The following is a 24,044-nucleotide window of genomic DNA, read 5'->3' as shown; positions in this document are numbered from 1 at the left end:
GCCTCGGCTCACCGGGTCCCGGCTCATTGGGCCGGGGCGGTGGCCGTTGCGGTGGGCCCGGTGGTGGCGGTGGGCGGGTTGCTGGGGCGGGCGGGCCGGGTCGGGGTGGGCCGGGTGCTGGGGGTGGGCTGTTCCTGGCTGGGGGTGGGCTGGGGGTTCTGCGGGCTGGGGGCGTCGGGGCCGGGCTGTTCGGTGGCGGCGGGGGCGCTGGGGGCGTGGCTGGGGGTGGTGGGTGCGGGGGCGCCGGTGGTGGGGGTGCTGGGGGTGCCGGTGGGGGAGGTGCTGGTGCTGGGGGTGCCGGTGGGGGTCCAGGTGTCGGGGCCCTGGTCGCCGCGGCCGGTCTGCAGGTCGAACTGCTGGGTGGGGGTGCCGTTCAGGGCGGCGGTCATGTAGTCGGTCCAGATCCGGGTGGGGAAGGCGCCGCCGTTGACCCGGGTGAGGCCTGCGGTGCCGGCCAGCGGCTCCTTGGCGTGGGTCTTCGGGTTCTCGCGGAACAGGCCGACGGTGGTGGTGAGTTCGGGGGTGTAGCCGGCGAACCAGGCGGAGAGGTTGGCGTCGGTGGTGCCGGTCTTGCCGGCGGCGGGGCGGCCCAGGTCGAGGGCGGCGGCGCCGGTGCCGCGGGGGCTGACGACGTCGCGCAGGACGTCGGTGACGGAGTCGGCGACGGTGCGGCCGATGGCGTCGGTGGCCTTGTGGTCGGGCATCTTGGGGACGTCGATCGCGCCGCCGGGGTTGACCCGTTCGAGTTTCTGGACGGACCAGGGGGTGTGTGCCTGGCCGTGGTTGGCGAGGGTGGCGTAGGTGCCGGCCAGGTCGAGGGCGCTGGGGGTGGCGGTGCCGAGGGTCATCGAGGTGTTGGCCGGGTCCATGCCGCGGACGCTGTCGGGGATGCCGAGTTTGACGGCGGTGTCCCGGACGCGGCCGAGTCCGGCGTCGACGCCTTCCTGGGCGTAGACGGAGTTGACGGACTTGACCATGGCGTAGCGCAGGGTGATGTTGCCGTAGTCGACGTCGTCCTCGTTGGGCGGGGCGTACGGGGTGGGGCCGCCGGTGACGGGGCGTTCGCTGGTGCCGTCGTAGCGGGTCTCGGTGGTGATCGGGCGGCCGTCGACGCTGTGCTGGGCGATCAGGCCGGCGGCGAGGTCGACCGGTTTGAAGGTGGAGCCGATCTGGTTGTCCTGGCGCAGGGCGTCGTTGAAGGGCTGCTTGGCGTAGTCGGGACCGCCGTAGACGGCGACGACCCGGCCGGTGGCGGGTTCGACGGAGGCGCCGGCGACCCGGACGTCGGTGTCGGTGGTGGGGCGGGCCTTGGGGTCGAGCTCGCTGGTGAGTTCGGACTGGACGGCCTTGACGAAGGCGTCCTGCCGGGGCTTGTCGAAGGTGGTGGTGATCCGCCAGCCGCCGGCCTTGAGGGTGGCGGCGTCGATGGTGCCGGAGGAGATGAGGTAGTCGTCGGCGACGCCGACCAGGTAGCCGGCCTGGCCGGCGAGGCCGGTGGCGGGCTGGGGGTCGATGGGTTCGGGGAAGGTGGTGGCGGTGCGGTCGGCGCTGGTGAGGAAGCCGAGTTGGACCATGCCGTCGAGGGCGTAGTTCCAGCGGGCGAGGGCCTTCTCGCGGTTGGCGGGGGTGGCGGTCCTGACGTCGTAGAGGCTGGGGGCCTGGAGCAGGGAGGCGAGGTAGGCGCCCTGGCCGAGGGTGAGTTGGGAGACGTCGACGCCGTAGTAGGCGTGGGCGGCGCTCTGGATGCCGTAGGCGCCGCGGCCGAAGTAGCTGCTGTTGAGGTAGCCGGCGAGGATCTCGTTCTTGCTGCGCTGCTGGTCGACCTTGAGGGCGATGAAGAGTTCGCGGCCCTTGCGTTCGAAGGTCTGGTCCTGGGTCAGGTAGTAGTTCTTGACGTACTGCTGGGTGATGGTGGAGCCGCCCTGCATGCCCTTGCCGAGCAGGGTGTTCCAGCCGGCCCGGGCCATGCCTTTCAGGTCGATGCCCCGGTTCTGGTAGAAGGTGCGGTCCTCGGCGGAGACGACGGCCTGCTGGGTCGGCAGGGGGATCTGCTCGATGGTGACGTCGGTGCGGTTGACGGCTCCGGTGCGGGCGATCTCGGTGGTGCCGTCGGCGTAGAGGTAGATGTTGTTCTGGGCGGTGGCGTGGGCGTTGGGGTCGGGCACCGGGACGATGACGTAGAGCACGGCGAAGGCGCCGACGGCGATCAGCAGCAGTGCGCTGAGGGTGCCGAGGGTGATCCGCCAGGTGGGCAGGAGCCGGCGCCAGAGGGGGAGGGCGCGGCGGGCTTCGCGGCGGGCGGCCCGTTTGGCCTGGCGGCGGGTGCTCAACGTCATGGCGGGATTATCTGCTATTTGACGTGGGTTCAGCGGCGGCGGGGGTCTGAGCTGCGTGGTTGCGCGTCGCGGTCCGTGCGCCCCGGGGTGCGTCGGAAATCCGGGTGCGGGCCGTGGGGGCCGGCGGTACGGTGAAAGGTGCAAATCGCATAGCGCGTCCACTTCGTCAGCTCCGCACGTCCGGCCCGGTACCCCCGGGGGTGGTCGGTCGGGGCCGCTGGGGTGTGCGCCGACGTCGCGCGGCGCCCGTCTGCGCCCACAAATGTCGATAAGGAGACAATATGCACGGAGCTTCCACCGTGGAGGCGAGGCCTCCCGATACCGGCACCACCCTCGGGCTGTACGCCGCAGTCGCCCGCGGCGCCTTCCGCCGCTACTCCACCTACCGGGCCGCCACCCTGGCCGGGACCTTCACCAACACCGTCTTCGGGGTCATCCTGGCCTCCTCCTTCCTCGCCCTCTGGCAGGCCCGCCCCAACCTCGGCGGCTACGACCAGGGCCAGGCCGTCACCTACATCTGGGTCAGCCAGGGCCTGCTGGTCACCGTCGCGGTCTGGGGCGGGGGCTTCCAGGACGAGGTCCAGGACCGCTTCCGCAGCGGGGACATCGCCGTCGACCTCTACCGTCCGGTCGACTTCCAGGGCTGGTGGCTGGCCACCGACCTCGGCCGGGCCGGCTTCCAGGCACTGGTCCGCGGCACCGTACCGATGCTGTTCGGCGCCCTGGTGTTCCGCACCCGGATGCCCGAGCGGCCGCTGACCTGGGTGTTCTTCCTGCTCTCGGTGCTGCTCGCGCTGCTGGTCAGCTTCGGCGTGCGGTTCCTGGTCTCGATCACCGGCTTCTGGCTGCACGACTCGGAGGGGGTGCGCGCGGTGACCCTGGTGGTCTCGATGTTCTTCTCCGGGATGCTGCTGCCGATCGCGCTCTTCCCCGGCTGGCTCGGCGACCTCGCCCGGGTGCTGCCCTGGGCGGCCCTGGTCAAGGTGCCGACCGACGTCTTCCTGGAGCGGGCGGGCGGCACCGGACTGCTCCGGGCGCTCGGCTTCCAGCTCGGCTGGGCGACCGCGCTGCTGGCCGCGGGCCGGGGCGCGCAGTGGCTGGCGACCCGCCGGGTGGTGGTGCAGGGTGGCTGAGCCGTTCCTCGCCCGGACCTCCTGGGCGGTCCGCTCCTGGTGGCTCTGCGCCCGGATGTGGATGCGCTCGATGATGGCCTACCGGGCCTCCTTCCTGCTCAACCTGCTGGCCAGCCTGGTCACCCACTCGCTCGACTTCGTCGTGCTGGTGATCATGTTCCGGCACACCGACCAGCTCGGCGGCTGGCACCTGCCCGAGATCGCCTTCCTCTACGCCACCGCGACCTTCTCGCTCGGCATCGCCAACCTGCTGGTCGGCTCGGCCGACGGCCTCGGCGTACGGATCATGAACGGTTCGCTGGACACCATGCTGGTCCGCCCCGCGCCCGCACTCTCCCAGCTGTGCGCCGAGCGGTTCAGCCTGCGCCGGCTCGGCCGCCCGCTCCAGGCCGTGCTCGTGCTCGCCTGGTCGCTGGCCGCCCTGGACGTGCACTGGACCTGGGACCGGGTGCTGCTGGTGCCCGTCCTGCTGGTGTGCGGCAGCGTCATCTTCGGCGCGATCTACGTCGGCGGCGCCACCGTCCAGTTCTGGTGGGGCGAGTCCAAGGAGATCCAGAACTCCTTCACCTACGGCGGCGCGACCCTGCTGCACTACCCGCCGACGGTCTTCGCCAAGGAACTGGTCGCCGGGGTGGTCTTCGGGGTCCCGCTGGCCTTCGTCAACTGGCTGCCCACCCTGCGCATCCTCGACCGGCCCGACCCGCTCGGGCTGCCCACCGCGTTCCAGTACGCCTCCCCGGTCGCCGCCGCGCTCTGCGTCGCCGCCGCCGGGCTGGCCTGGCGGGCCGGACTGCGCGCCTACCGCGGCACCGGCAGTTGACCCTCCCCGCAACGCAAGGAGCACCCATGGCACTGATCGAACTCCAGGACGTCCACCGCACCTTCACCGTGCGGGCCCGCACCGGCCGGTTCAGCCGGGTCAAGCGCGAGGTGCGCGCGGTGGACGGCCTCAGCTTCACCGTCGAGGCCGGCGAGTGCGTCGGCTACATCGGGCCCAACGGGGCCGGGAAGTCGACCACCATCAAGATGCTCACCGGCATCCTCGTCCCCAGCTCCGGCCGGCTGCGCGTCGCCGGGGTCGACCCGGCCCGCGAACGGGTCGCGCTGGCCCGCCGGATCGGCGTCGTCTTCGGGCAGCGCACCACCCTGTGGTGGGACCTCCCGCTGCGCGACTCCTTCGAACTCGCCCGCCGGATCTACCGGATCCCCGACCGGCGGTACCGCGAGAACCTCGGCCGCTGCGTCGAACTGCTCGACCTGGGAGGCCTGTTGGACACCCCCGTACGGCAGCTCTCGCTCGGCCAGCGGATGCGCGGCGACCTCGCCGCGGCCCTGCTGCACGACCCCCAGGTGCTCTACCTGGACGAGCCGACCATCGGCCTGGACGTGGTCAGCAAGGGCCGGGTGCGCGAGTTCCTCCGCGAGGTCAACCGGGACCACGGCACCACGGTGCTGCTCACCACCCACGACCTCACCGACATCGAGCAGCTCTGCGGCCGGGTGATGGTGATCGACCACGGCCGGGTCGTCCACGACGGCGGGCTGGACGGGCTGCACGCCGCCGGGCGCAGCGAGCGGACGCTGGTGGTCGACCTGGCCGAGGCCCGGCCGGCGATCGAGGTGGCCGGGGCGCGGGTGGTGAAGGTCGACGGGCCGCGCCAGTGGCTGGCCTTCCCGGCGCAGGAGAGTGCGGCGCCGATCGTGGCGGCGGTCGCGGCGCGGTACCCGCTGGTGGACCTCTCGGTGCGCGAGCCGGCCATCGAGGACGTGATCGCGCGGATGTACGCGGAGGTGGCGATCGGCTGAGGCGGGGGCGCCGGTCGCGGGGCGGCGGGGCCTGGGTCGCGCGGGGGCTCGGCGCGCGCGGGGCTCGGCGCGCGCGGGGCTCGGGGCCGGTGGCCGGTTGACGGCCGCCGGTTGGCGGTTCGGGCGGGCGTTCGGTTCCGGTCACCCGTCCGGGGAGGGCACGTGACTCCCCGGCCGGTGGCCGAGTTGGACGGTGCGTCGCCGCCGGCCAGCGCACCGGCGAACCACCACTGCCCCGGAGGCCCGCCGCCCGATGACCGTACCCGACGTGACCGTGGTGGTCGCGGTCTACAACACCATGCCGTACCTCACCGCCTGCCTGGACTCGCTGGTCGGGCAGTCCCTGGCGCCGGGGCGACTGGAGGTGGTGGTCGTGGACGACGGCTCCACGGACGGCGGCGAGGTGCTGCTGGACGAGTACGCGGCCCGGCACCCCGGGCTGTTCCGGGTGGTCCACCAGCCCAACTCGGGCGGCCCGGCGGCCCCCACCAACCGCGGCGCGGACCTGGCCCGGGGGCGGTACGTGCTGTTCCTCGGCGCCGACGACTGGCTCGGCGAGGAGGCGCTGGAGCGGCTGGTCGCGGCCGCCGACGCGTGGGGCTCGGACGTGGTGGTGCCCAAGCAGGTCGGGGTGAACGGGCGGCTGGTGCCGCAGGGCATCTTCCACGCCGACGCCGAGTCGGTCGGCTTCGCCGACTCGGCGCTGGCCTGGGCGCTGTCCGACACCAAGCTGTTCCGGACGGACCTCGTCCGGCGCCACGGGCTGCGCCGCAACGAGGAGTTGAAGGTCTTCTCGGACCAGCCGTTCACCCTGGAGGCCTGCCTGCGGGCCGCCCGGGTGTCCGTCCTGGCCGACTACGACTGCTACTTCCTGGTGCTGCGCGAGGACCGGGGCAACGTCACCGAGCGGGCCTCGGTGCTCGACCGGCTGCGCGGGATCGCCGCGCTCCAGCAGGTGGCCGCCGAACTGGCCGATCCCGGCGAGGAGTTGGACGCCATCCGGGTGCGCAGCTTCGTCTGGGACGTGCCCCGGCTGCTCCAGGACGGCTTCCTGCTGCTGGACGACGGGCTGCAGCGGCGGGTGTGCGCCGAGGTCGGCCGGATGATCGAGCGCTTCGGCGCCCGCGCGGTGTACGACCGGCTCCCGGTCACCGCCCGGCTGCGGCTCGAACTCGCCGCCGCCGTAAGGCCGGAGGCGCTGCGCGACCAGATCCGCTACGAGGCCGCGCACGGCGACCCGCCGGTGGTGGTGGTCGGCCGACGGCGCTACGCGGGCTACCCGGCGTTCCGGGACGCCCGGCTCGGCCTGCCCGACGGGCTGTTCCTGCTGGGCGAGGAGCCGCTGCCGGTCGCCGCGCCGCCGCTCAACCTCGCCCAGCAGCTGTGGCGCGGCGTCGTACCGGAGCAGGTGCGGCGCGGGCTGCGGCGCCATCCGGTGTGGCGCAGGCTCGCCAACTCGGTGAACGGAGGCCGGGGATGAGCCCCGACGTCGGCCCGGGTACGGGCCCGGACGAGCGTGGTCAGGACGTCTGCGTGGTCGGCCTCGGCAAGCTGGGCCTGCCGCTGGCCGTGCAGTTCGCGTCGAAGGGGCACCGGGTCCTCGGCGCGGACATCGCGCCCCGGGTGGTGGAGAGCGTCAACCTGGGCGTGCCGCCGTTCCCCCGGGAGGAGGGGTTGGACGAGGCGCTCAAGCGGGTGGTCGCCGAGGGCCGGCTGCGCGCCACCACCGACACCACGGCCGCGGTGGCCGCCTCGCAGGCCGTCGTCCTGGTCGTCCCGCTGGTCACCGCCGCCGACGGCACCCCGGACTTCGCCCTGCTCGACGCGGCCACCGACGCCGTCGCGGCCGGGCTGCGCCGCGGCGCGCTGGTCAGCTACGAGACCACGCTGCCGGTCGGCACCACCCGGGAGCGCTGGGCGCCCCGGCTGGCGGCCGGCTCCGGGCTGGCGCCCGGGGCGGACTTCGCGCTGGTGTTCAGCCCGGAGCGGGTGCGCACCGGCCGGGTCTTCGCCGATCTGCGGCGCTACCCCAAGCTGGTCGGCGGGCTGGACGCCGCCTCGCTGCGGCGCGGTGCCGACTTCTACCGGGCGGTGCTGGACTTCGACCCGCGCCCGGACCTGCCCCGGCCCAACGGGGTGTGGGAGCTGGCCTCGGTGGAGGCGGCCGAGTTCGCCAAGCTCGCCGAGACCACGTACCGGGACGTCAACATCGCGCTGGCGAACCAGTTCGCCCGGTACGCGGACCGGGTCGGGGTGGACTTCGCCGAGGTCGCCGACGCCTGCAACTCCCAGCCGTACAGCCACCTGCACCGGCCGGGCATCGCCGTCGGCGGGCACTGCATCCCGGTGTACCCGCGGCTGTACCTGTGGAACGACCCGGCGGCGACGGTGGTCCGGGCGGCCCGGGAGGCCAACCTGGAGGTGCCCGGGTACGCGGTCGGGGTGCTGGCGGGTGCGGTACCGGGGGGCATCGCCGGGCAGGGGGTGCTGGTGCTGGGGGCCTCGTACCGGGGCGGGGTCAAGGAGACGGCGTACTCGGGGGTGTTCCCGCTGGTGGCGGCGCTGGTGGCGGCCGGGGCCCGGCCGTACGTCGCCGATCCGCTGTACCGGGCGGAGGAGCTGGCGGCGCTCGGGCTGCCCCCGTACGGCGGGGAGCCGGTGGAGGCGGCGGTGTTGCAGGCGGACCACCCGGAGTACCGGGAGCTGGGGCCGGCGGAGCTGCCGGGGGTGCGGGTGCTGCTGGACGGGCGGCGGTGCACGGATCCGGCGCGCTGGGCGGGGGCGGGGGTGCGGCGGATCGTGCTGGGCGGGGCGTGAGGCGGGCGGGGCGTGAGGCGGGCGGGGCGTGAGGAGGGCGGGGCGTGAGGGGGTCCGAGGCGGGCCGGCCCGGGCGCGCATCGGCTCCGGGGGCGTGTGATCGCGGGGCACGCCCCCGTCCGCGCCGGTCAGCGGGCAGACTGGCGGGGTGAGTGACGAAGCCTTCAGCGGGACCGGCCCCGGGGTCCGGTTCACCGCGGCCGACGAGCAGAAGAGACACGGCGTCCGCCGGATGAAGACCATCGCGACCGGCCTGCTGGCCTTCGCGACCCTGGTCTTCGCCCTCGCGACCTGGGCCAAGGCGGCCGGCGCCGGCCCCTGGGCCGGGTACGTGGCGGCCGCCGCCGAGGCGGGCATGGTCGGCGCGCTGGCCGACTGGTTCGCCGTGACGGCGCTGTTCCGCCGCCCCTTCGGCCTGCCGATCCCGCACACCGCGATCATCCCGACCAAGAAGGACGCCTTCGGGCGCTCGCTCGGCGACTTCGTCGGCGACAACTTCCTGGCCGCCCACGTGGTGCGCGGCCGGCTGGCGGCGCTCGGCGTCGGCCGCCGGCTGGGGGAGTGGCTGGCCGCACCGGGGAGCGCCGAGCGGGTCACCAAGGAGGCCTCGGCGGCGCTGCGCGGGCTCCTCGCGGTGCTGCGCGACGACGACGTGCGGGCGGTGGTCGCCGAGGCGGTGACCAGGCGGGCCGCCGCGACCTCGGTGGCCGAGCCGATGGGCCGGATGCTGGGCAAGGTGGTCGCGGACGGCGGGCACCACGGCGTGGTGGACCTGGTCGCGGTCCGGGCGCACGGCTGGCTGACCGACAACCACGAGGACGTGGTCCGCAAGGTCACCCAGAAGACCCCGGGCTGGACCCCGAAGTTCCTCGACCACCAGGTCGGCGAGCGGGTCTACAAGGAGCTGCTGCGCTTCGTCACCGACATCCGGGACGACCCCGACCACCCGGCCCGCGGCGCGATCGACAACTTCCTCGCCGACTTCGCCACCGAGCTGCAGAACGACCCCGAGACCATCGCCCGGGTCGAGCGCGCCAAGGGCGAGCTGCTGGCCCGCCCCGAGGTGCAGGACCTGATCAACTCCACCTGGGCGGCCGTGCGCACCCTGGTGATGGGCGCGGCCGAGGACGAGGACAGCGAACTGCGCCGGCGCATCCGCGACGGCGTGCGCCGCTTCGGCGAGCGCCTGGCCACCGACCCCAAGCTCCAGGCCAAGGTCGACGGCTGGCTGCAGGACGCCGCCCAGTACCTGGTCGACACCTACCGGACCGAGATCACCTCGCTGATCTCCGAGACGGTGGCGGGCTGGGACGCCGACGAGGCCTCGCGCAAGATCGAGGCCAACGTCGGGCGGGACCTCCAGTTCATCCGGATCAACGGCACCGTGGTCGGCGCCCTGGCCGGGCTGCTGATCCACACCGTGGCGGTGGCCCTCGGCGGGTGATCCGGGCCCGGGCCTATCCTTGCCAGCACCAATCGGTACGCGGAGAAGTAGAGAAGAGGGAACCACCGTGGTCCAGCCGGACGGAAGTCGGATCGGAAACCCGGGTGACCGGAGCATCGAGGCGTTCATCGCCGGGATGCCCAAGGCGGAACTGCACGTCCACCACGTCGGCTCCGCCTCGCCGCGGATCGTCGCCGACCTGGCCTCCCGGTACGCCGGGCAGTCCAAGGTGCCGACGGACCCGGCGGCGCTCGCCGAGTACTTCACCTTCACCGACTTCGCGCACTTCATCGACGTCTACCTGAGCGTGGTGGACCTCGTCCGCGACGCCGAGGACGTCCGGGCGCTCACCTACGGCGTGGCCGAGGACATGGCCCGGCAGAACATCCGCTACGCCGAGCTGACCCTCACGCCGTACTCCTCGGTCAAGCGCGGCATCCCCGACGTGGCCTTCATGGAGGCGATCGAGGACGCCCGGCTGCGCGCCGAGAAGGACCTCGGCGTGGTGCTGCGCTGGTGCTTCGACATCCCGGGCGAGGCCGGCCTGGAGGCCGCCGAGATCACCGCCCGGCTGGCCACCGACCTGGCCCCCGAGGGCCTGGTCAGCTTCGGCCTGGGCGGCCCGGAGATCGGCGTGCCGCGGCCCCAGTTCAAGCCGTACTTCGACCGGGCCCGGGCGACCGGCCTGCGCTCCGTCCCGCACGCCGGTGAGACCACCGGGCCGGAGACGGTCTGGGACGCCATCCGCGAGCTCGGCGCCGAGCGCATCGGGCACGGCACCCAGGCGGTGCAGGACCCGGCACTGGTCGACCACCTGGGCGAGCACCGCATCCCGCTGGAGGTCTGCCCGACCTCCAACATCGCCACCCGGGCGGTCGAGCGGATCGAGGACCACCCGATCAAGCGGATGGTGGACGCCGGACTGCTGGTCACCGTCAACAGCGACGACCCGCCGATGTTCGGCACCGACCTCAACACCGAGTACGCGGTGGCGGCGCGGCTGCTGGAGCTGGACGAGACCGGGGTGGCGGCGCTGGCCCGCAACGCGGTCGAGGCCTCGTTCCTGGAGCAGGCGGGCAAGGCGCGGCTGGTCGGCGAGATCGACTCCTACCTGGCGGGCTGGCAGCAGCAGCGCTGACGTTCCCGCAGGTCAACCGCCCCGTCGACGTCGGTCGGCGGGGCGGTTCGCGTGCTGCCGCAGGTGCGGCGCCAGGGGCGGCGCAGGGCGGCGCAGGGTGGTGCCCGGGCCGGCGCCCGGGGTGGTGCCAGGGCTGGTGCCAAAGTGGTGCCGCAAATGGCTCGACATGGCACCACTGCTGTGCCATGCTCTAGCCATGGACCTCACGCCGTACGTCGAAAACCTCCGGAACGAGCTCGCGGTGGCCGCCGCCACCGGTGGGGACGAAGCGCGGGCGCTGGCCGACCGGCTGACGCTCCCGCTGGAGTCGGCCGTGCGGCTCACCCTGCTCAACGCCCTCTCCGCCGCCATGGGCGAGGTCACCCGTGACCTCGCCCCGGGCTCGGTGGACGTGCGGCTGCGCGGCCTCGATCCCGAGTTCGTGGTGACGGCTCCGCCCGGTTCGGCCGGCTTCCACGGCGACGCGTCGCCCGCGATGCCGAGCGTGCTGTCGCCCGCGGTGTCGGGCGCGCTGCCGCCCGTGGTGCCACCGGTGGTGCCGCCCGTGGTGCCACCGACAACGCCGTCGGCGCCCCCGTCCGCAACGCCGGAGTCGGACGAGAGCGGTACCGCCCGGATCAACCTGCGCCTGCCCGCGCACCTCAAGGCCAGGGCGGAGGAGGCCGCCGGGCAGGAGGGCCTCTCGCTCAACGCCTGGCTGGTCCGGGCCGTCGCCGGCGCGGTCGACGGCGGCCGCCCGGCCGGCCGCCCGGCCGTCGAGCTCGGGTCCCGCACCGTCCGCGGCGTCGGCGGCCAGGGCTTCACCGGCTGGGTCCACTAGCGCCCCACAGCACCGCCAGATCCACCGCCCCTGCAACGTCACCCCCCCGCTCCGACCAGCGGGAACACTCACACGAGTCAAGAGGACGGCACAGCCATGCCCACGTACGAGACCGACGGACAGATCTCCGTCTCCCTCGAGTTCGAGATCGGCTCGGTGTGGATCCGGGCGAGCAAGCGCACCGACACCGTCGTCGAGGTCCGGCCCACCAGCGCCGCCAGGGACGCGGACGTCAAGGCCGCCGAGCTGACCCAGGTCGACTTCTCCGGCGGCCGGCTCACCGTCAAGGGCCCCAAGCAGCGCACCGTGTTCTCCAGCAAGAAGGGCTCGATCGACCTCACCGTCGAGCTGCCCGCCGGCTCCGAGGTGCACGCCGACTCCCCGATGGCGGACTTCGTCACCGAGGGCCCGCTCGGTGACTGCCGGATCAAGACCTCCATGGGCCGGATCCAGCTCGACCGGGCCGTCGGCGCGCGGCTCAAGACCGACATCGGCGACATCCGGGTCGGCACCGTCACCGGGGACGCCGAGGTGACGGGCTCGGGCCGGATCGAGGTCGGCTCCGTCGGGGGCCGGCTGACGGTCAAGAACAGCCACGGCGACACCGAGATCGACGAGGTCCGCGGCGAGCTGGCGGCGAACGCCTCCAACGGCCGGATCCACATCGGCCTCGCCGAGGGGGACGTCGAGGCCAAGACCGCGAACGGCCACATCCGGGTCGGCCAGGTCGTCCGGGGCAAGGTCGGCCTCCAGGTCGGCGTCGGGGACATCGAGGTCGGCATCGCGGAGGGCACGGCGGCCTGGCTCGACGTGCACAGCAAGTTCGGCGCCGTCCGCAACGCCCTCGACCCGGCCGGCGGTCCGGGCGAGGCCCGGGAGAGGGTCGAGGTCCGCGGCACCACCCAGCTCGGCAGCATCCTCATCCGGAGGGCCTGATGGCGACGACCACGACGCACCCGGCAACGGCCCCGGTCGCGAGCACCGCGGCGATCTCGGTGACCGGGCTGACCAAGAACTACGGGGACAAGGCGGTGCTCAGGGGCGTCGACCTGTCCATCCCGGCGGGCAGCGTGTTCGCCCTGCTCGGGCCGAACGGCGCCGGCAAGACCACCACCGTGGAGATCCTCTCCACCCTGATCCCCGCCGACGGCGGCACGGCCCGGGTGGCCGGGCACGACGTGGTCGGCCAGGCCGACGGGGTGCGGAAGGCGATCGGGGTCACCGGCCAGTTCTCGGCGGTGGACAACCTCCTCACCGCCGAGGAGAACCTGATGCTGATGGCCGACCTCAACCACCTCCGCCGTCGGGAGGGGCGGAGGCGGACCGAGGAACTGCTGCGGCGCTTCGAGCTCGACGAAGCCGCGCGCAAGCCGGTCGCCACCTTCTCCGGCGGCATGCGGCGCAAGCTCGACCTGGCGATGACCCTGGTCGGCGACCCCGAGGTGATCTTCCTGGACGAGCCCACCACCGGGCTGGACCCGCGCAGCCGGCGCACCATGTGGGAGACCATCCGGGGCCTGGTCGCCGATCACGGGGTGACGATCTTCCTCACCACCCAGTACCTGGACGAGGCCGACCAACTCGCCGACCGCATCGCCGTCCTGGACGGCGGCCGGATCGTCGCCGAGGGCACGGCCGAGGAGTTGAAGCGGATCGTCCCCGGCGGGCGGATCCGGCTCCAGTTCTCGGACGGCGACAGACTCGCCGCCGCCGCAGCGCTGTTCGACTACGCCACCGCCGACACGGAGGCCCTGCGGCTGGACATCCCGGGGGACAACTCCGTGCTCACCGTGCGGGCGGTGCTGGACGCGCTCGACAACGCCGCGGTGCCGGCCGAGTCACTGGTCGTGGAGACGGCCGACCTGGACGACGTCTTCCTGCAACTCACCGGCGAGGGGGCACGATGAGCACGGCGACGGCGACGTACGTGGTCAGCGACTCGCTGACCATGCTGCGGCGGAACCTCAAGCGCGCGCGGCGGTACCCGGCGATGACCTTCTCGGTCGTGCTGATGCCGGTGATGATGCTGCTGCTCTTCAACTACGCCTTCGGGGGCGCGTTGGGAGCCGGCATCGGCGGCGGGAGCTACATCGACTACGTGACGCCGGGGATCGTCCTGATGACGGCGACGTCGGGGGCCGTCGCCACGGCGGTCGGCGTCTGCGTCGACATGACGGAGGGGATCGTCAACCGCTTCCGCACGATGGCGATCTCGCGCTCGGCCTTCCTGACCGGGCACGTGGTCGGGAGCGTGATCCAGACGGTGGTCGCCCTCGTGCTGGTGACCGGCGCGGCCTTCGCCATGGGGTTCCGGGCCAGCGCCGGACCGCTGCAATGGCTGGCGGCAGCGGGCCTGCTGCTGTTCGTGACCCTCACGCTGACCTGGATATCGGCGGGGATCGGCCTGGTCTCCAAGACGCCGGAGAGCGCGAGCAACACGCCGCTCCCGCTGACCTTCCTGCCCTTCATCGGCAGCGCGATCGTGCCGCCGGACTCGATGCCGACCGTGCTGCGGTGGTTCGCCGAGTACCAGCCCTTCACACCGATCATCGAGACCCTGCGCGGCCTGCTGATGGGCACCGGCATCGGCAACAGCGGCTGGATCGCCCTCGCCTGGTGCACCGGGCTGACGCTGCTCGGCTACTTCTGGTCGCGGAGCGTCTTCTACCGGCGGTGACGGGGGTACGGCCGGTAGCCGTCGGACGGCCCGGGCAGCGGGGACACCCGCCGCCCGGGCCGCCGTGGCACTCCCGGCCCCGCTCCGCCGCCGGGCCCCTGTAGTAAAGTCCGCGCAAAGCTCGGCAAAAGACCGCGCGGGGGGACGGATGACGGCGAGGCGCCGCAAGCAGATCGCGTGGGTGCTCAGAGGTCTGGCACTCGCGGCGTTGCTGGTGTACCTGCCTGGCCGGCACGCCTCCCGTTCGGGCGGGCTGGTGGTGGTCGAGCACTGGCTCAACCGGCCGGTCCTGCTGATCGGGTCGGCGGTGGTGCTGATCGTGGTCTCGCTGGTGATCGAGCTGGAGTTCCGCACCTGGTTCTCGCAGATCGGCTGCGCGGCCCTGCTGGCCCCGCTCGTCGTCGCCGGGGTGCCGGTGCTGTTCCTGTCCTTCGTGTTCAGTGGTGACGGAGGCCGGGAGGACCGTTTCGTCAGCCCGAGCCGCCCGGACCGGATCCTGAGCGTCACCAACGTCTCCGGCTTCGCCATCGACCCGGTCTACCAGGTGGAGTTGGAGGCCGGCACCGGCTGGTCCACCCGCCACTGGAGCATGGGCACTTGGGACACCCGGGGCGGCGACTTCGTCCGCGTCGACTGGACCGGGCCGGACCAGATCACCGTCACCGGCCGCACCTCCCTCACCGTCTTCGACGTCCTCCCCGACGGCAGCTTGGGCGAGCCCCGGGTGCTTCCCCAGCCGAAGCCCGCCGGAGCCGGGTCCTGAGACGCGCCCTGCGGCTCGGCCCTGCCCCGAAGGCGGTCCGCCGTCCGCCTAGGCTGGTGCGGTGACGCAGGGGATCCGTGGGGGACGGGGAGTGCGGCCGCGCCGGGTGTGGTGGTTGGCGGCGGTGTGGGTGGTGGGGTTCGCCGAGGGGGCGGTGGTGCACGCGTACGACGTCTGGAGCGGGGGCCTGCACGCGTACGCGTGGTGGCCGGTGCCGAGTCAGGTGCTGTTCCACGCGCTGCTGGTGCTCGACCCCTTGGCCGCCGTGCTGGTGGCCCGGGCGCGGCCGGCGGGGGTGTGGCTCGGGGCGGGGGTCATGGTCGCCGATCTGACCGCCAACTGGTGGGGGAACTGGGACGACTTTCTGCGCCGTCCGCTCGACTACCTCCAGGGCGTGGTCGGGCTGCCGGCGATGACGCTGTTCGGGCTGTTCGTGTTCGCCACCGCGGCCCCGCTGCGCCGGGCGTTCCTCCGTACGGACCGGTACCGGTGCGCCGACGGGGTTCCGCGCGCTCAGGGGGCCTGAGCGCGCGGACCGGCCGTCAGCCCGGCCGTCAGCCCGGTCGGCCGGGGCGTCGGCGGGGTGCCGCCGGGGCGTCCCGGGGTGCCGCCGGGGCGGTGTCACCAGACGGTGATGCCCATGGTGCTGGCCGCGCTGTGGATGGCGTTGTAGTGCGGGATCGATATGTCGGACTTCTTCTGGCCGGCCGGAAGGTTCTTGTCGGCGGCGCGGAACTCGTCGCGGGCGGCGGCGAGCAGGCTGGTGCCGTAGGAGACCGGGACGTCCTTGGTGCCGTGGGCCGGGTGGGACTTGGCGGCCGTCTGGCTGCCCGCCTGGGCGAGGGTGCTGCGGGCCTGGTTGTAGGCGGCGGCCTTGACCGTCTTCGGGTTGGCGAGCCGGGCCTGGGCGACGGTGGTGGTCCGAGCCTGGTCGGCGGCCATGGCGACGGGGCCGACGGCGGCGGTGAGAGCGCCGGCGGCGACGACGGTGACGAGGGCGTTGCGGACGAGCCTGTTCATGTGAATTCCTTCCGGGAGAATTCCGAGGATGCGCCTCCGTTTCGGTCCCGGGGGATCGTCGGAGTGCGAACGTCTCCGCACTACCCCGGCCGTCGAGAGTGGAAAACCCGATTCCGTACGGTTCGTTCGGAAGTGATCGGATCAGGACGTTTTCTGGATTTGGGGAATTCGTATCGTCAGACTGTGAGGGTGAATCCTGATCTCTACCCTGACGTGGCCGCCGCCGGGAGCCTCGCCGCCGCACTGGAGTCGGCCGCCACCGAACTGGCCGCGGACATCACCCTGGTGCCGGGAAAGTGGGGCGCCGCGGCCTCGGCGGGCATCGCGACCCCGGCGGGCACGGTGCCCTCGGGGCCCGTGCGCCGGCCGCTGCAAGTCCACCTCTCCACCGGGAAGCGTTGCTTCGGCGTCTCCGGCTGGAGCCTGGGCACCGAGATGATCACGGGTTGGACGGCCGACCTCCGGGACGTCGTCCGGGCCGCCGTGGCCTGGGGGAGCGGCCGGAGCCTCGCCGAACTGCGCGAGCGGTTCCCGTTCCTCTCCTCCTCGGAGCTCGCCGAGGCCCATGAGCACGGGGTCGCCGCCGTGGTCGGGCTGCAATGGCTCTGGATCCGGGAACGGGCCCTGCGGGAACCGGAGTTCACCGGCTTCGGCCTGCTGGTCGCGGCGGCCGAAGCGGAGCTGCGGCTCCGGCAGCTGTCCCCGGCCGTCAGCCACCAGAGGCTCGTCCTCCGGGACCGGACCGGGTTCCCGTCCGATCCGGTGATCGCGATCGCTCCCGCCCAGGACGGCGGCTCGTACCGGGTGCAGCGGTTCCGGCACGACGGCGTGATCGCCGAGGTCGGGACGGCGGCGGAGGCCGTCGCACTGGCCGTCGCCCACCTGCCCGCCGGCCTCGGTCCGGCGGTGCTCGGCAGCGACGAGGACGTCTGACGGCCGGTGCTCGTCAGGCGTCAGATGTCAGGCATCAGGCATCAGGCATCAGATGTCAGGCGTCGGGCGTCAGGCATGAGGCGTCAGGCGTCCTCGTCCGCTTCCTCGTAGGGCGGGATGGTCCAGCGCAGCACCGTGCCGCCGGTCGGGCCGGCTTCGAGGGTGACCGGGTAGACCTGGCCCCAGCCGCGTTCGCCGTGGTGCCGGACGGCGTGGTCGCCCTGCTCCCAGCCGATGCCGAGTACGGCGCAGCCGCCGACCTCGACCGCGCCGACGCGCAGCGGGTGGTCCCAGCCGGCCCGCTCGGCGAGGTAGTGGTCGGTGTGCTGGTCGAGGGAGACGGCGACGCCGGTGCCCTGGAGCCCGCCGCGCCAGGTGGTGAGTTCGGTGGTGCGGGCGGCGGCCTCGCTGAGCGGGAGGTCGAGCCAGCCGTGCGGACCCTCGACGCCGTGCCAGAAGATCCGTTTGCCGCCGAAGTGGGTGTGGGCGTCGTCCGCGTGGCGGCCCCAGTAGGTGACGTCGGCGAGGCCGTCGACGGATTCGCCGTGCAGTCCGGTCCACGTCTCCAGGGCGGTGGCGTCGCCGAGCACCATGCCGCAGCGGTCGACGGGCAGGTCGCCGAGCGGGATCGGGACGGCCGGGTCGGCGTCGACGGGCCAGGGGAGGCCGAGCTCGATCTCCAGGGTGGCGATGCTCGGCTCCTCGTCGAACGGCGACGGCGAGGTGGTGGCCCGGACCCGCAGCGGCCGGTCGGCGGCGGCTAGGACGGCGACGGCCTCGCACTCCTCGTCCCGGAGGTGGCCACCGATCCCGCCGCCGGCCTCCTCCCCGAGGCCGACACGGATCGCGGGATCGATCTCGGACTCGAGCACTTCGGCGTCCTGGACGACGGCCGGAAGATCGACCACCCGAATGATCGGCGAGAACCAAGCCGTGTACGTCGAAACGCTCGGCATCCACGCCATGGCCCCGGACCCGAGGGACTGCCCGGTCTCAGGATCCGCGAAGGGACCTGCGCCAACTGCCAGGTCCACCACGACCGCCTGCGGAGCGTGGCAGGTAATCCCCGGCATTCATGCCGGGGAGATCGGGAGTCAAGCGTTGGACCAGGAGCGGGTGGAGAGCACCAGGAGATAGCCGTCCGGGTCCTGGACGGTGACGCCCCAGGCGTCCCAGTACGGGTTGTGCGCGGGGACGCGCTTGCCGCCGTGCTGTTCGAGCCGCTCGATCAGTTCCTCGTCGACCGGTCGGCCGAGGTAGACGACCAGCAGGTCGTCGGCGGTCGGCCGGGGTTCGACGGGGGCGGCGGGGTCGTGGACGAGTTCCAGGTGCCAGGCGGCGTCGGGCCAGCCGACCATGAGGAGCGAGTGCTCGCCGGGGGTGCCGTCGGTGGTGTGCCGGTACAGGACGTCCAGGCCGAGGCCGGCGGCCCAGAAGTGCTCGGCGGCGGCGAGGTCGCGGGAGGGGCGGGCGATGCGGATGTGCGCGGTGGCGTCGGCGGGCATGGTTCTGGCTCCTGGGCGGGCGGGGGAGGAGGCGGGGACAGCAGTGAGCCTAGGGATCACGGTGGCGGGTGCCATCGGGCGCCGGTCCTGGTCCGGCGGGCCCGGGTCCGGTTGGTCCTCAGTCCGAGTTGGGCCAGACCAGGATGCCGGGGCCGTCCGGGGTGAGCACGGGCACCCAGGCTTCGTCGGTCTCGGGCAACCGGCTCTCGTCGAGCCGCAGTTCGTGCGGTTCCTCGGTGTGCCCGGCGCAGGCCCAGTAGGTGATGCCGCGCAGGGCGTCCCGGAGTCGGTCGAGTTCGGCGACGGACCAGGTGTGGTCCCGCGTTCCGGCGCCGCGGAGGTCCTGCTCGAACAGCGTTCGGAGTGCGGTGAGGCCGTCGGGGCCGGTCACCGGGACCAGGAAGCCCTGTAGTTCGCCGTGGTGGCAGGAGGTGCCGCCGTACTGCTGCTGGTAGTGGACGCCGGTCGGGGCGGCGACGACCACGTACAGCCAGCTGTCCGCGGTGCCGTCCGGGTCGAGGAAGACGAATCGTCGTACGGCCATGGTGGGCAGTCTGCTGGACGGGTCGGCGGGTGGTCCAGGGCAGGCGGCGGATCTTTCCGGAACGCGAACGGCCCGGCACCTGTGAGAGGTGCCGGGCCGTTCGACTGTGGAGCGCCAGGCCCGGGTTGCACGGACTCTTCCTACTGAAAGTAGGACGTACTCTGGTAGTACCGCTGACGCCTGACGAGGATTCATGCCCCTCGCGACGAGAAGAACATTAGCAGCTCAGCGCCCATGATCCGAATCGGGGAGCGGGCGGCGGTTGTTGTCGGGGAATGCGAACGGCCCGGCACCTGTGAGAGGTGCCGGGCCGTCCGACTGTGGAGCGCCAGGCCCGGGTTGCACGGACTCTTCCTACTGAAAGTAGGACGTACTCTGGTAGTACCGCTGACGCCTGACGAGGAACTGTGTTCCTTGCGACGAGAAGAACGTTAGCAGCTCAGAGTGCATGATCCAAAACCGGTCCGGCCGGGCGGTGCGGTCGGAGGTCAGGCGTCGAACTCCCCGTTGCGGATGGCGGCGACGAGGTCGCGCCACTCGGTGGGGGTGAGTTGGGCGACAGCCTCGGGCAGGAGGCTGCTGCGGACGTAGACGGCGTCGGGGGTGACGGCTACCTCGGGGCAGTTGCCCGCATTGGCGCATGCGTTGGGACGGATCCAGGAGCGGTTCTCCATCGGTTATATCTCCTTCTTGATCTTCGCGATCAGATCGCGAGAGCCCTCGACCGAAAGTGACCTGTCAGCCATCTGCTCAACCATCGCGCGGTATTCCTCCAGATGGTCGGGCAGGTGGAGGAAGATCGGACCCTCCATCGAGTCGTAGCTGACGGTGTCGAGTCGGGGGACGGCCCCGTTCGCGTAGTAGATGGCCTGACCGGGTCCCTTGAAGCCTCCAGCGGCAAAGCTGACCACTCGCAGCGTGACGTGCGGTAGCTGGGACAACTCCAACATCCAGTCCAACTGTTCCCGCGCCACATCGCGGCCGCCGAACTGCATGCGCAGCGCGGCCTCATGGACGATCGCCGTGTAGGGATGGGTGCCCTTCGCCATCAACATCTCGGATCGCAGCATTCGTTGCTCGACGCGCGTCTCGATGATGCGTGGAGTCAGGTGGACCTGCGCGTCCTGGAAGATCGCACGGCTGTATCGCTCCGTTTGCATCGGACCTGGCGGGTGGCAGATTTGGTACGAGTACATGCCCCTCGCGTAGTACTCGAATTCGCAGATGTCGAGAAAGCCTTGCGGAACGGATCCGCGATACTCCTCCCACCATCCCTTGCCCTTGTCGCCGGCCATGGCTGCGAGGGCCTCGATGTACTCGGTGTCGAGCTCTCCGTACTTGTGTGCAAGAGCGACCACTCGTTCGGGAGTGATCGAGTAGGTCCCTTGCTCGATGAGCGTGATCTTCGTGCGGTCCACGCCGAAGACTTTGGCCGCCTCTGTGGTGGTCGTACCGGCGGCATCGCGCATCTTCCTCAGCTCGATGCCAACCCGCTGTCTGCGTGCACTGGGGATAGGTGGCATGTGCTCAAGCATCTACCGGGCCGCTATAGCGAGTCCAGCCGCATTTAGGGGTACATGTGAAGAAGGAGGTCGCACATGTACCGCCAGATGCCCTACAGTCTGTGATGCACCGATCACCGAACGGATCGTCAGTAACGCCGCTCGGGCTCCGAAGAACACCCATGTCCAGTGGGCTCGTTCACGGCGACGCATCCTCCGATCTCACCCATTCCCCTCTGGGAGATCCCTGTGCGCAACCTCCTCAACTCCCCCTTCCCCTCCCTCGCGGTCTCCCGCGATGCCCTCCACGAGGCCCTGACCAGCCTCGACTGGCCCCCGTCGCTCATCGCCGACGCCCAGCTCGCCCTGGTCGAGCTCATCGTCAACTCCTGGCGCCACGCCGACACCCCCGCCCCGGTCGTCGTCATCCTCTTCCGTGGCAACACCCTCCGGGTCGGGGTCTCCGACCGCTCCTCCGCCCTCCCCGAGCAGCGTCCCTTCGACCCCTGCTCCGAGTCCGGCCGGGGCCTCCGGCTGGTTGAAGGCCTCACCCACCGTTGGGGTTTCGAGCCCCGGAAGCTCGGCAAGACGACCTGGTTCGAGCTGGACGGTGCCGCGTGAGCGCCGCCCACCACCCGATCCACCCCGCCGACCCGGCCCTGCTCCACCTCACCGGCCGCCAGCTCGCCGGACTGATCGTCGAACTCCGCACCGAAGGACGCGAGTTCGGCCTCCTCTGGCCCTCCGTCCAGCCGGGTGAGACGAACCTGGCCGGTCGCCGGCTGGTCGACTTCGGCAACGTCCCGGCGAGCACCCTGATCAACCTCCTCGCGCTCCTCCGCGAGTACAGGCGCGGCCGCGACGGCGGTCACCACCGATGCTCGGACTCCTGATCATCAACCTCCTCGCGGCCTTCGTCGGCGCGCTCTGCGAAACCCGCTCCATCCGCTTTTGGCGCAAACCGGCCGACGGTCCGACCCTCGTCCGGTGGCGCCCGCCCCGAGTAGCCGATTCCGGCCCGTACGGAGGAAGTCGGCCCGGTCGACTTCCTCCGCACACCCCCACCCGTGTCGCCTCCGCACGCAAGATCCGTAAACACTCCTGCGGCCAAAGTGGCGCAACGACATCCTTGCTGCACAAGGGACTTGACGTCCCATCACGTCGTTGAGAGAGTCTGCGACCGCGCGAACTCCAGTGCGAACAGTGTGAGTTCGTAAGCATCTTCATCGACACGGGGAGACTTCTCATGTTCACCAAGAAGATTGCCGTCGCGGCCGTGGCCGTGGCCGCCGTGGGTGTCCTCGGCGCCGCAACCACCGCTTCCGCGACCGGCGCCACGCTGTACGACACGAAGACCGTGGTCATCAACAGCAGTGGCAACCTGGGTTCGGTCTGTACGTCCCGGACCCTCAACCTGGCGGCCGGCTCCTACGGTTGGGGCTTCGTCGACATGGCCCCGATGGTGAGCAGCACCGTCAAGCTCGCCGCCGGCACCTACGTCTGGACCGACTGCCTGACCCAGGGCATGGACTACTACTTCCTGGACTCGAAGATCCAGCTCAAGAACAGCACGGCGGCCCCCGCCGTGCTGGACGCGACGCGCTGGCTGAACGTCGGCTCCTACACCTTCGGCAGCTTCCTCAAGCCGAACTTCTAGGCCTGTAGGGGCACCCGGCCGCCCCCGCGCGACTGACACAACGAGGCTCCGACCAACGGCGGTTGGTCGGAGCCTCGTTGCGCGTGCCGCCGTCTCTCTCCCCGGGGGATCAGCGGTAGGCGGCGAGGAAGGCCCGTACGCCGGCTTCGGCGTACCGCTCCAGTTCGGCGTCCGTGTGCTGCGGGCTCCCGTGGAACATCGCCTTGTTCACCGGGATCCGGAGCAGCAGTCCCGAGAAGTGGTTGGGGGATTTCCATGGCGCAGCAGGCGATCGACACCGCTTCCACCTCTGCCACCGCTTCCGTCTCTGCCGTCACGTTCACCGGCCGGCGCGCCCTGCTGGTCGGCGGCGCCCTGGCCGGCCCGCTGTTCCTCGGCCTCGGAGTGGCCCAGGGCCTCACCCGTCAGGGCTTCGACTTCTCCCGCAACGCCATCAGTCAGCTCGGTCTCGGCGACCTCGGTTGGATCCAGGTCGCGAGCTTCCTGCTCACCGGTCTGCTGCTGGCCGCCGGCGCGGTCGGCCTCCGCCGCACCATCGGCGGCACCCCCGGCGGCACCTGGGCCCCGAGGCTGGTCGCCGCCTTCGGCGCCTCCTTCCTCCTCGCCGGCGTCTTCAAGGCCGACCCCGGCGCGGGCTTCCCGGCCGGAACGCCGGACGGTCCCGGTGAACTGAGCGGCCACGGCACCGTCCACCTGCTCAGCGGCACCCTCGGATACCTGGCGCTCTGCCTCGCCCTCCTCGCCCTGGCCCGGCACTTCGCCGCGCGCGGGGAGCGCGGCTGGGCCCTCGCCCACCGCATCGTCCCGGTCGGCGTCCTGGCCGGCTTCGCGGGCTCCGGCGCCACCGTCCTCGCCTTCACCCTCGGCGCCGGCCTCGGCCTCCTCGCCCTCACCGCGGCGATCCTGCGGGCCGGCTCCCTTGTCAGTGCCGACCGCTAACGTCGGCTCCGTAACGTCGAGCTCGTAACGTCGAGTTCGTAACGTCGTCCCAGAACAGCCGCACGCCGGCCGAGTAGAGAACAGGAAGCCCGCGCAATGACCACCCCCGTCAAAGGCCCCGCCAGCTACTTCCCGGCGATCGAGAAGAAGTACGGCCACCCGGTCGAGGAGTGGCAGGGCCTGATCCGCAGCTCGCCGCTGACCAAGCACATGGAGCTCGTCGCCTGGCTCAAGAGTGAGCACGGCCTCGGCCACGGCCACGCCAACGCGCTCGTCGCCCACGCCCTCGCCGAGCACAAGGCCGGCTGACCGGCCGCCACCCACCACCACCCGGGGGAAGCATCGTGATCCTCGAAATCCGCACCTACCGCCTGCTGCCCGGCACCGGTGCCGAGTTCGTCCGCGTGATGGCCGAGGAGTCCGTCCCGCTCCTGGCGGCCGCCGGCATCCGGGTCGTCGACCACGGCGCCTCCCTCGTCGCCGAGGACGGCCACGAAGAGGCCTACCTGATCCGCGCGTTCGACTCCGTCGAGCAGCACCGCGCACAGGAGGACGCCTTCTACGGCAGCGAGGTCTGGCGCCGGGGTCCGCGCGAGGCGATCGTCTCCCGGATCGACAGCATGCACTCCATCGTGATCGAGGTCCCCGACCACGCCGTGGATGCCTTCAAGCGCCGCTCCTGAACCGCGCGTGCCCGTCGCTGTCGCCGCCAGGGTGCCGGGCGCGACGGGGTGAGCCGACTCCTCCCACCCCGTCGATTCCCACCCCGTCGATGGACCTGTGGTCGGTGTCAGAAGCAGCTCAGGGCGCTGCCGCCGCAGGCGTCCGGCGTCGCTCCGCCCGTCGCGGCCATCGGGGCGGGCGGGGCGGGCGGTGCGGCGGCCGTGGCCGTCAGGGCGGTCGTGCCCGTGGCGCCGAGCAACAGGGCCACTGCAAGGCCGATCACTGCGTGAACTGCGTGCTTGAGCATGTTGGTCCTCCCGGGTTCGTCTGCGGATCCGTGCCTCCAG

28 protein-coding genes and 1 pseudogene are annotated in these 24,044 nt (G+C 72.1%); 20 read left to right on the top strand and 9 right to left on the bottom strand.

The window, feature by feature from the left end:
- Positions 1-23: 23 nt before the first annotated feature.
- Positions 24-2,336, bottom strand: a complete 2,313-nt coding sequence (locus ACZ58X_RS18325) for a transglycosylase domain-containing protein (RefSeq protein ID WP_470334658.1) — start codon at positions 2,334-2,336, stop codon at positions 24-26.
- Between the two features lie 281 nt (positions 2,337-2,617).
- Between ACZ58X_RS18325 and ACZ58X_RS18320 the strand changes: the two genes are divergently transcribed.
- The 13 genes from ACZ58X_RS18320 to ACZ58X_RS18260 all read left to right on the top strand — a co-directional run bounded on the left by ACZ58X_RS18320 (position 2,618) and on the right by ACZ58X_RS18260 (position 15,460).
- Positions 2,618-3,469, top strand: a complete 852-nt coding sequence (locus ACZ58X_RS18320; RefSeq protein WP_470334657.1) for an ABC transporter permease — start codon at positions 2,618-2,620, stop codon at positions 3,467-3,469.
- Positions 3,462-4,289, top strand: a complete 828-nt coding sequence (locus ACZ58X_RS18315; protein ID WP_470334656.1) for an ABC transporter permease — start codon at positions 3,462-3,464, stop codon at positions 4,287-4,289. Before ACZ58X_RS18320 ends, ACZ58X_RS18315 begins: the two co-directional genes overlap by 8 nt.
- A 26-nt stretch (positions 4,290-4,315) precedes the next feature.
- Positions 4,316-5,275, top strand: coding sequence for an ABC transporter ATP-binding protein (locus ACZ58X_RS18310; protein WP_470334655.1), 960 nt, complete (start codon positions 4,316-4,318; stop codon positions 5,273-5,275).
- 253 nt (positions 5,276-5,528) lie between these two features.
- Entirely contained in the window at positions 5,529-6,755 is a 1,227-nt protein-coding gene (locus ACZ58X_RS18305; protein ID WP_470334654.1) for a glycosyltransferase family 2 protein, read from the top strand.
- Positions 6,752-8,092, top strand: a complete 1,341-nt coding sequence (locus ACZ58X_RS18300; RefSeq protein ID WP_470334653.1) for a nucleotide sugar dehydrogenase — start codon at positions 6,752-6,754, stop codon at positions 8,090-8,092. Before ACZ58X_RS18305 ends, ACZ58X_RS18300 begins: the two co-directional genes overlap by 4 nt.
- A gap of 148 nt (positions 8,093-8,240) precedes the next feature.
- A complete protein-coding gene (locus tag ACZ58X_RS18295; protein ID WP_470334652.1) occupies positions 8,241-9,536 on the top strand; it encodes a DUF445 domain-containing protein in 1,296 nt (431 codons plus the stop codon).
- Positions 9,537-9,603: 67 nt separating this feature from the next.
- On the top strand, positions 9,604-10,674 hold the full coding sequence (locus tag ACZ58X_RS18290; RefSeq protein ID WP_470334651.1) for an adenosine deaminase: 1,071 nt from the start codon (positions 9,604-9,606) through the stop codon (positions 10,672-10,674).
- Positions 10,675-10,870: 196 nt separating this feature from the next.
- Complete coding sequence (locus ACZ58X_RS18285; RefSeq protein WP_470334650.1) at positions 10,871-11,494, top strand: toxin-antitoxin system HicB family antitoxin; 624 nt, start codon at positions 10,871-10,873, stop codon at positions 11,492-11,494.
- A 96-nt stretch (positions 11,495-11,590) separates the two neighbouring features.
- Complete coding sequence (locus tag ACZ58X_RS18280) at positions 11,591-12,430, top strand: DUF4097 family beta strand repeat-containing protein (protein ID WP_470334649.1); 840 nt, start codon at positions 11,591-11,593, stop codon at positions 12,428-12,430.
- Complete coding sequence (locus ACZ58X_RS18275) at positions 12,430-13,401, top strand: ATP-binding cassette domain-containing protein (RefSeq protein WP_470334648.1); 972 nt, start codon at positions 12,430-12,432, stop codon at positions 13,399-13,401. Before ACZ58X_RS18280 ends, ACZ58X_RS18275 begins: the two co-directional genes overlap by 1 nt.
- A complete protein-coding gene (locus ACZ58X_RS18270; protein WP_470334647.1) occupies positions 13,398-14,171 on the top strand; it encodes an ABC transporter permease in 774 nt (257 codons plus the stop codon). The genes ACZ58X_RS18275 and ACZ58X_RS18270 overlap by 4 nt, the downstream gene beginning before the upstream one ends.
- Before the next feature lie 148 nt (positions 14,172-14,319).
- Positions 14,320-14,934 (top strand): hypothetical protein, encoded by a 615-nt coding sequence (locus ACZ58X_RS18265; protein ID WP_470334646.1) that lies wholly within the window; start codon positions 14,320-14,322, stop codon positions 14,932-14,934.
- Positions 14,935-14,995: 61 nt separating this feature from the next.
- Entirely contained in the window at positions 14,996-15,460 is a 465-nt protein-coding gene (locus tag ACZ58X_RS18260; RefSeq protein ID WP_470334645.1) for a hypothetical protein, read from the top strand.
- Between the two features lie 95 nt (positions 15,461-15,555).
- Here the strand turns inward: ACZ58X_RS18260 and ACZ58X_RS18255 are convergent, their stop codons facing one another.
- The gene (locus tag ACZ58X_RS18255) at positions 15,556-15,954 is read right to left on the bottom strand and encodes a hypothetical protein (RefSeq protein ID WP_470334644.1); all 399 of its coding nucleotides are present in this window, start codon (positions 15,952-15,954) and stop codon (positions 15,556-15,558) included.
- Between the two features lie 189 nt (positions 15,955-16,143).
- Here ACZ58X_RS18255 and ACZ58X_RS18250 point away from each other — a divergent pair, with 189 nt between their 5' ends.
- Positions 16,144-16,887, top strand: coding sequence for a DUF6193 family natural product biosynthesis protein (locus tag ACZ58X_RS18250; protein WP_470334643.1), 744 nt, complete (start codon positions 16,144-16,146; stop codon positions 16,885-16,887).
- 83 nt (positions 16,888-16,970) lie between these two features.
- On the opposite strand, the gene ACZ58X_RS18245 is transcribed toward ACZ58X_RS18250, so the two are convergent.
- From ACZ58X_RS18245 to ACZ58X_RS18225, 5 genes are all read right to left on the bottom strand, one after another.
- On the bottom strand, positions 16,971-17,795 hold the full coding sequence (locus ACZ58X_RS18245; protein WP_470334642.1) for a hypothetical protein: 825 nt from the start codon (positions 17,793-17,795) through the stop codon (positions 16,971-16,973).
- Between the two features lie 186 nt (positions 17,796-17,981).
- Positions 17,982-18,392, bottom strand: a complete 411-nt coding sequence (locus ACZ58X_RS18240; protein ID WP_470334641.1) for a VOC family protein — start codon at positions 18,390-18,392, stop codon at positions 17,982-17,984.
- Between the two features lie 118 nt (positions 18,393-18,510).
- Positions 18,511-18,936 carry a DUF6210 family protein gene (locus tag ACZ58X_RS18235; protein WP_470334640.1) on the bottom strand — a complete coding sequence of 142 codons (426 nt, stop codon included), beginning with the start codon at positions 18,934-18,936 and terminating at the stop codon, positions 18,511-18,513.
- Positions 18,937-19,424: 488 nt separating this feature from the next.
- A complete protein-coding gene (locus ACZ58X_RS18230; RefSeq protein WP_470334639.1) occupies positions 19,425-19,610 on the bottom strand; it encodes a DUF397 domain-containing protein in 186 nt (61 codons plus the stop codon).
- Between the two features lie 3 nt (positions 19,611-19,613).
- Complete coding sequence (locus ACZ58X_RS18225) at positions 19,614-20,459, bottom strand: Scr1 family TA system antitoxin-like transcriptional regulator (RefSeq protein WP_470334744.1); 846 nt, start codon at positions 20,457-20,459, stop codon at positions 19,614-19,616.
- A 228-nt stretch (positions 20,460-20,687) separates the two neighbouring features.
- On the opposite strand from ACZ58X_RS18225, the gene ACZ58X_RS18220 reads away from it, so the two are divergent.
- The 3 genes from ACZ58X_RS18220 (at position 20,688) to ACZ58X_RS18210 (ending at position 22,095) form a co-directional block, all read left to right on the top strand.
- A complete protein-coding gene (locus tag ACZ58X_RS18220; protein WP_470334638.1) occupies positions 20,688-21,059 on the top strand; it encodes an ATP-binding protein in 372 nt (123 codons plus the stop codon).
- A complete protein-coding gene (locus tag ACZ58X_RS18215; RefSeq protein ID WP_470334637.1) occupies positions 21,056-21,331 on the top strand; it encodes a hypothetical protein in 276 nt (91 codons plus the stop codon). Before ACZ58X_RS18220 ends, ACZ58X_RS18215 begins: the two co-directional genes overlap by 4 nt.
- Before the next feature lie 353 nt (positions 21,332-21,684).
- On the top strand, positions 21,685-22,095 hold the full coding sequence (locus ACZ58X_RS18210) for a hypothetical protein (RefSeq protein WP_470334636.1): 411 nt from the start codon (positions 21,685-21,687) through the stop codon (positions 22,093-22,095).
- Positions 22,096-22,204: 109 nt separating this feature from the next.
- Here the strand turns inward: ACZ58X_RS18210 and ACZ58X_RS18205 are convergent.
- A pseudogene (locus ACZ58X_RS18205) lies at positions 22,205-22,327 on the bottom strand (TetR/AcrR family transcriptional regulator C-terminal domain-containing protein); the annotation flags it as partial.
- A gap of 23 nt (positions 22,328-22,350) precedes the next feature.
- Between ACZ58X_RS18205 and ACZ58X_RS18200 the strand changes: the two are divergent.
- The 3 genes from ACZ58X_RS18200 (at position 22,351) to ACZ58X_RS18190 (ending at position 23,717) form a co-directional block, all read left to right on the top strand.
- Positions 22,351-23,034 carry a DUF998 domain-containing protein gene (locus tag ACZ58X_RS18200; protein ID WP_470334635.1) on the top strand — a complete coding sequence of 228 codons (684 nt, stop codon included), beginning with the start codon at positions 22,351-22,353 and terminating at the stop codon, positions 23,032-23,034.
- A gap of 96 nt (positions 23,035-23,130) precedes the next feature.
- Entirely contained in the window at positions 23,131-23,343 is a 213-nt protein-coding gene (locus tag ACZ58X_RS18195) for a DUF4287 domain-containing protein (protein ID WP_470334634.1), read from the top strand.
- Between the two features lie 35 nt (positions 23,344-23,378).
- Positions 23,379-23,717, top strand: coding sequence for an NIPSNAP family protein (locus ACZ58X_RS18190; protein WP_470334633.1), 339 nt, complete (start codon positions 23,379-23,381; stop codon positions 23,715-23,717).
- Between the two features lie 107 nt (positions 23,718-23,824).
- On the opposite strand, the gene ACZ58X_RS18185 is transcribed toward ACZ58X_RS18190, so the two are convergent.
- Positions 23,825-24,004, bottom strand: coding sequence for a hypothetical protein (locus ACZ58X_RS18185; protein WP_470334632.1), 180 nt, complete (start codon positions 24,002-24,004; stop codon positions 23,825-23,827).
- Positions 24,005-24,044: the final 40 nt, after the last annotated feature.

This window comes from Kitasatospora sp. NPDC040550 (assembly GCF_055594965.1).
This window is presented reverse-complemented; position numbering and strand designations above follow the sequence as displayed.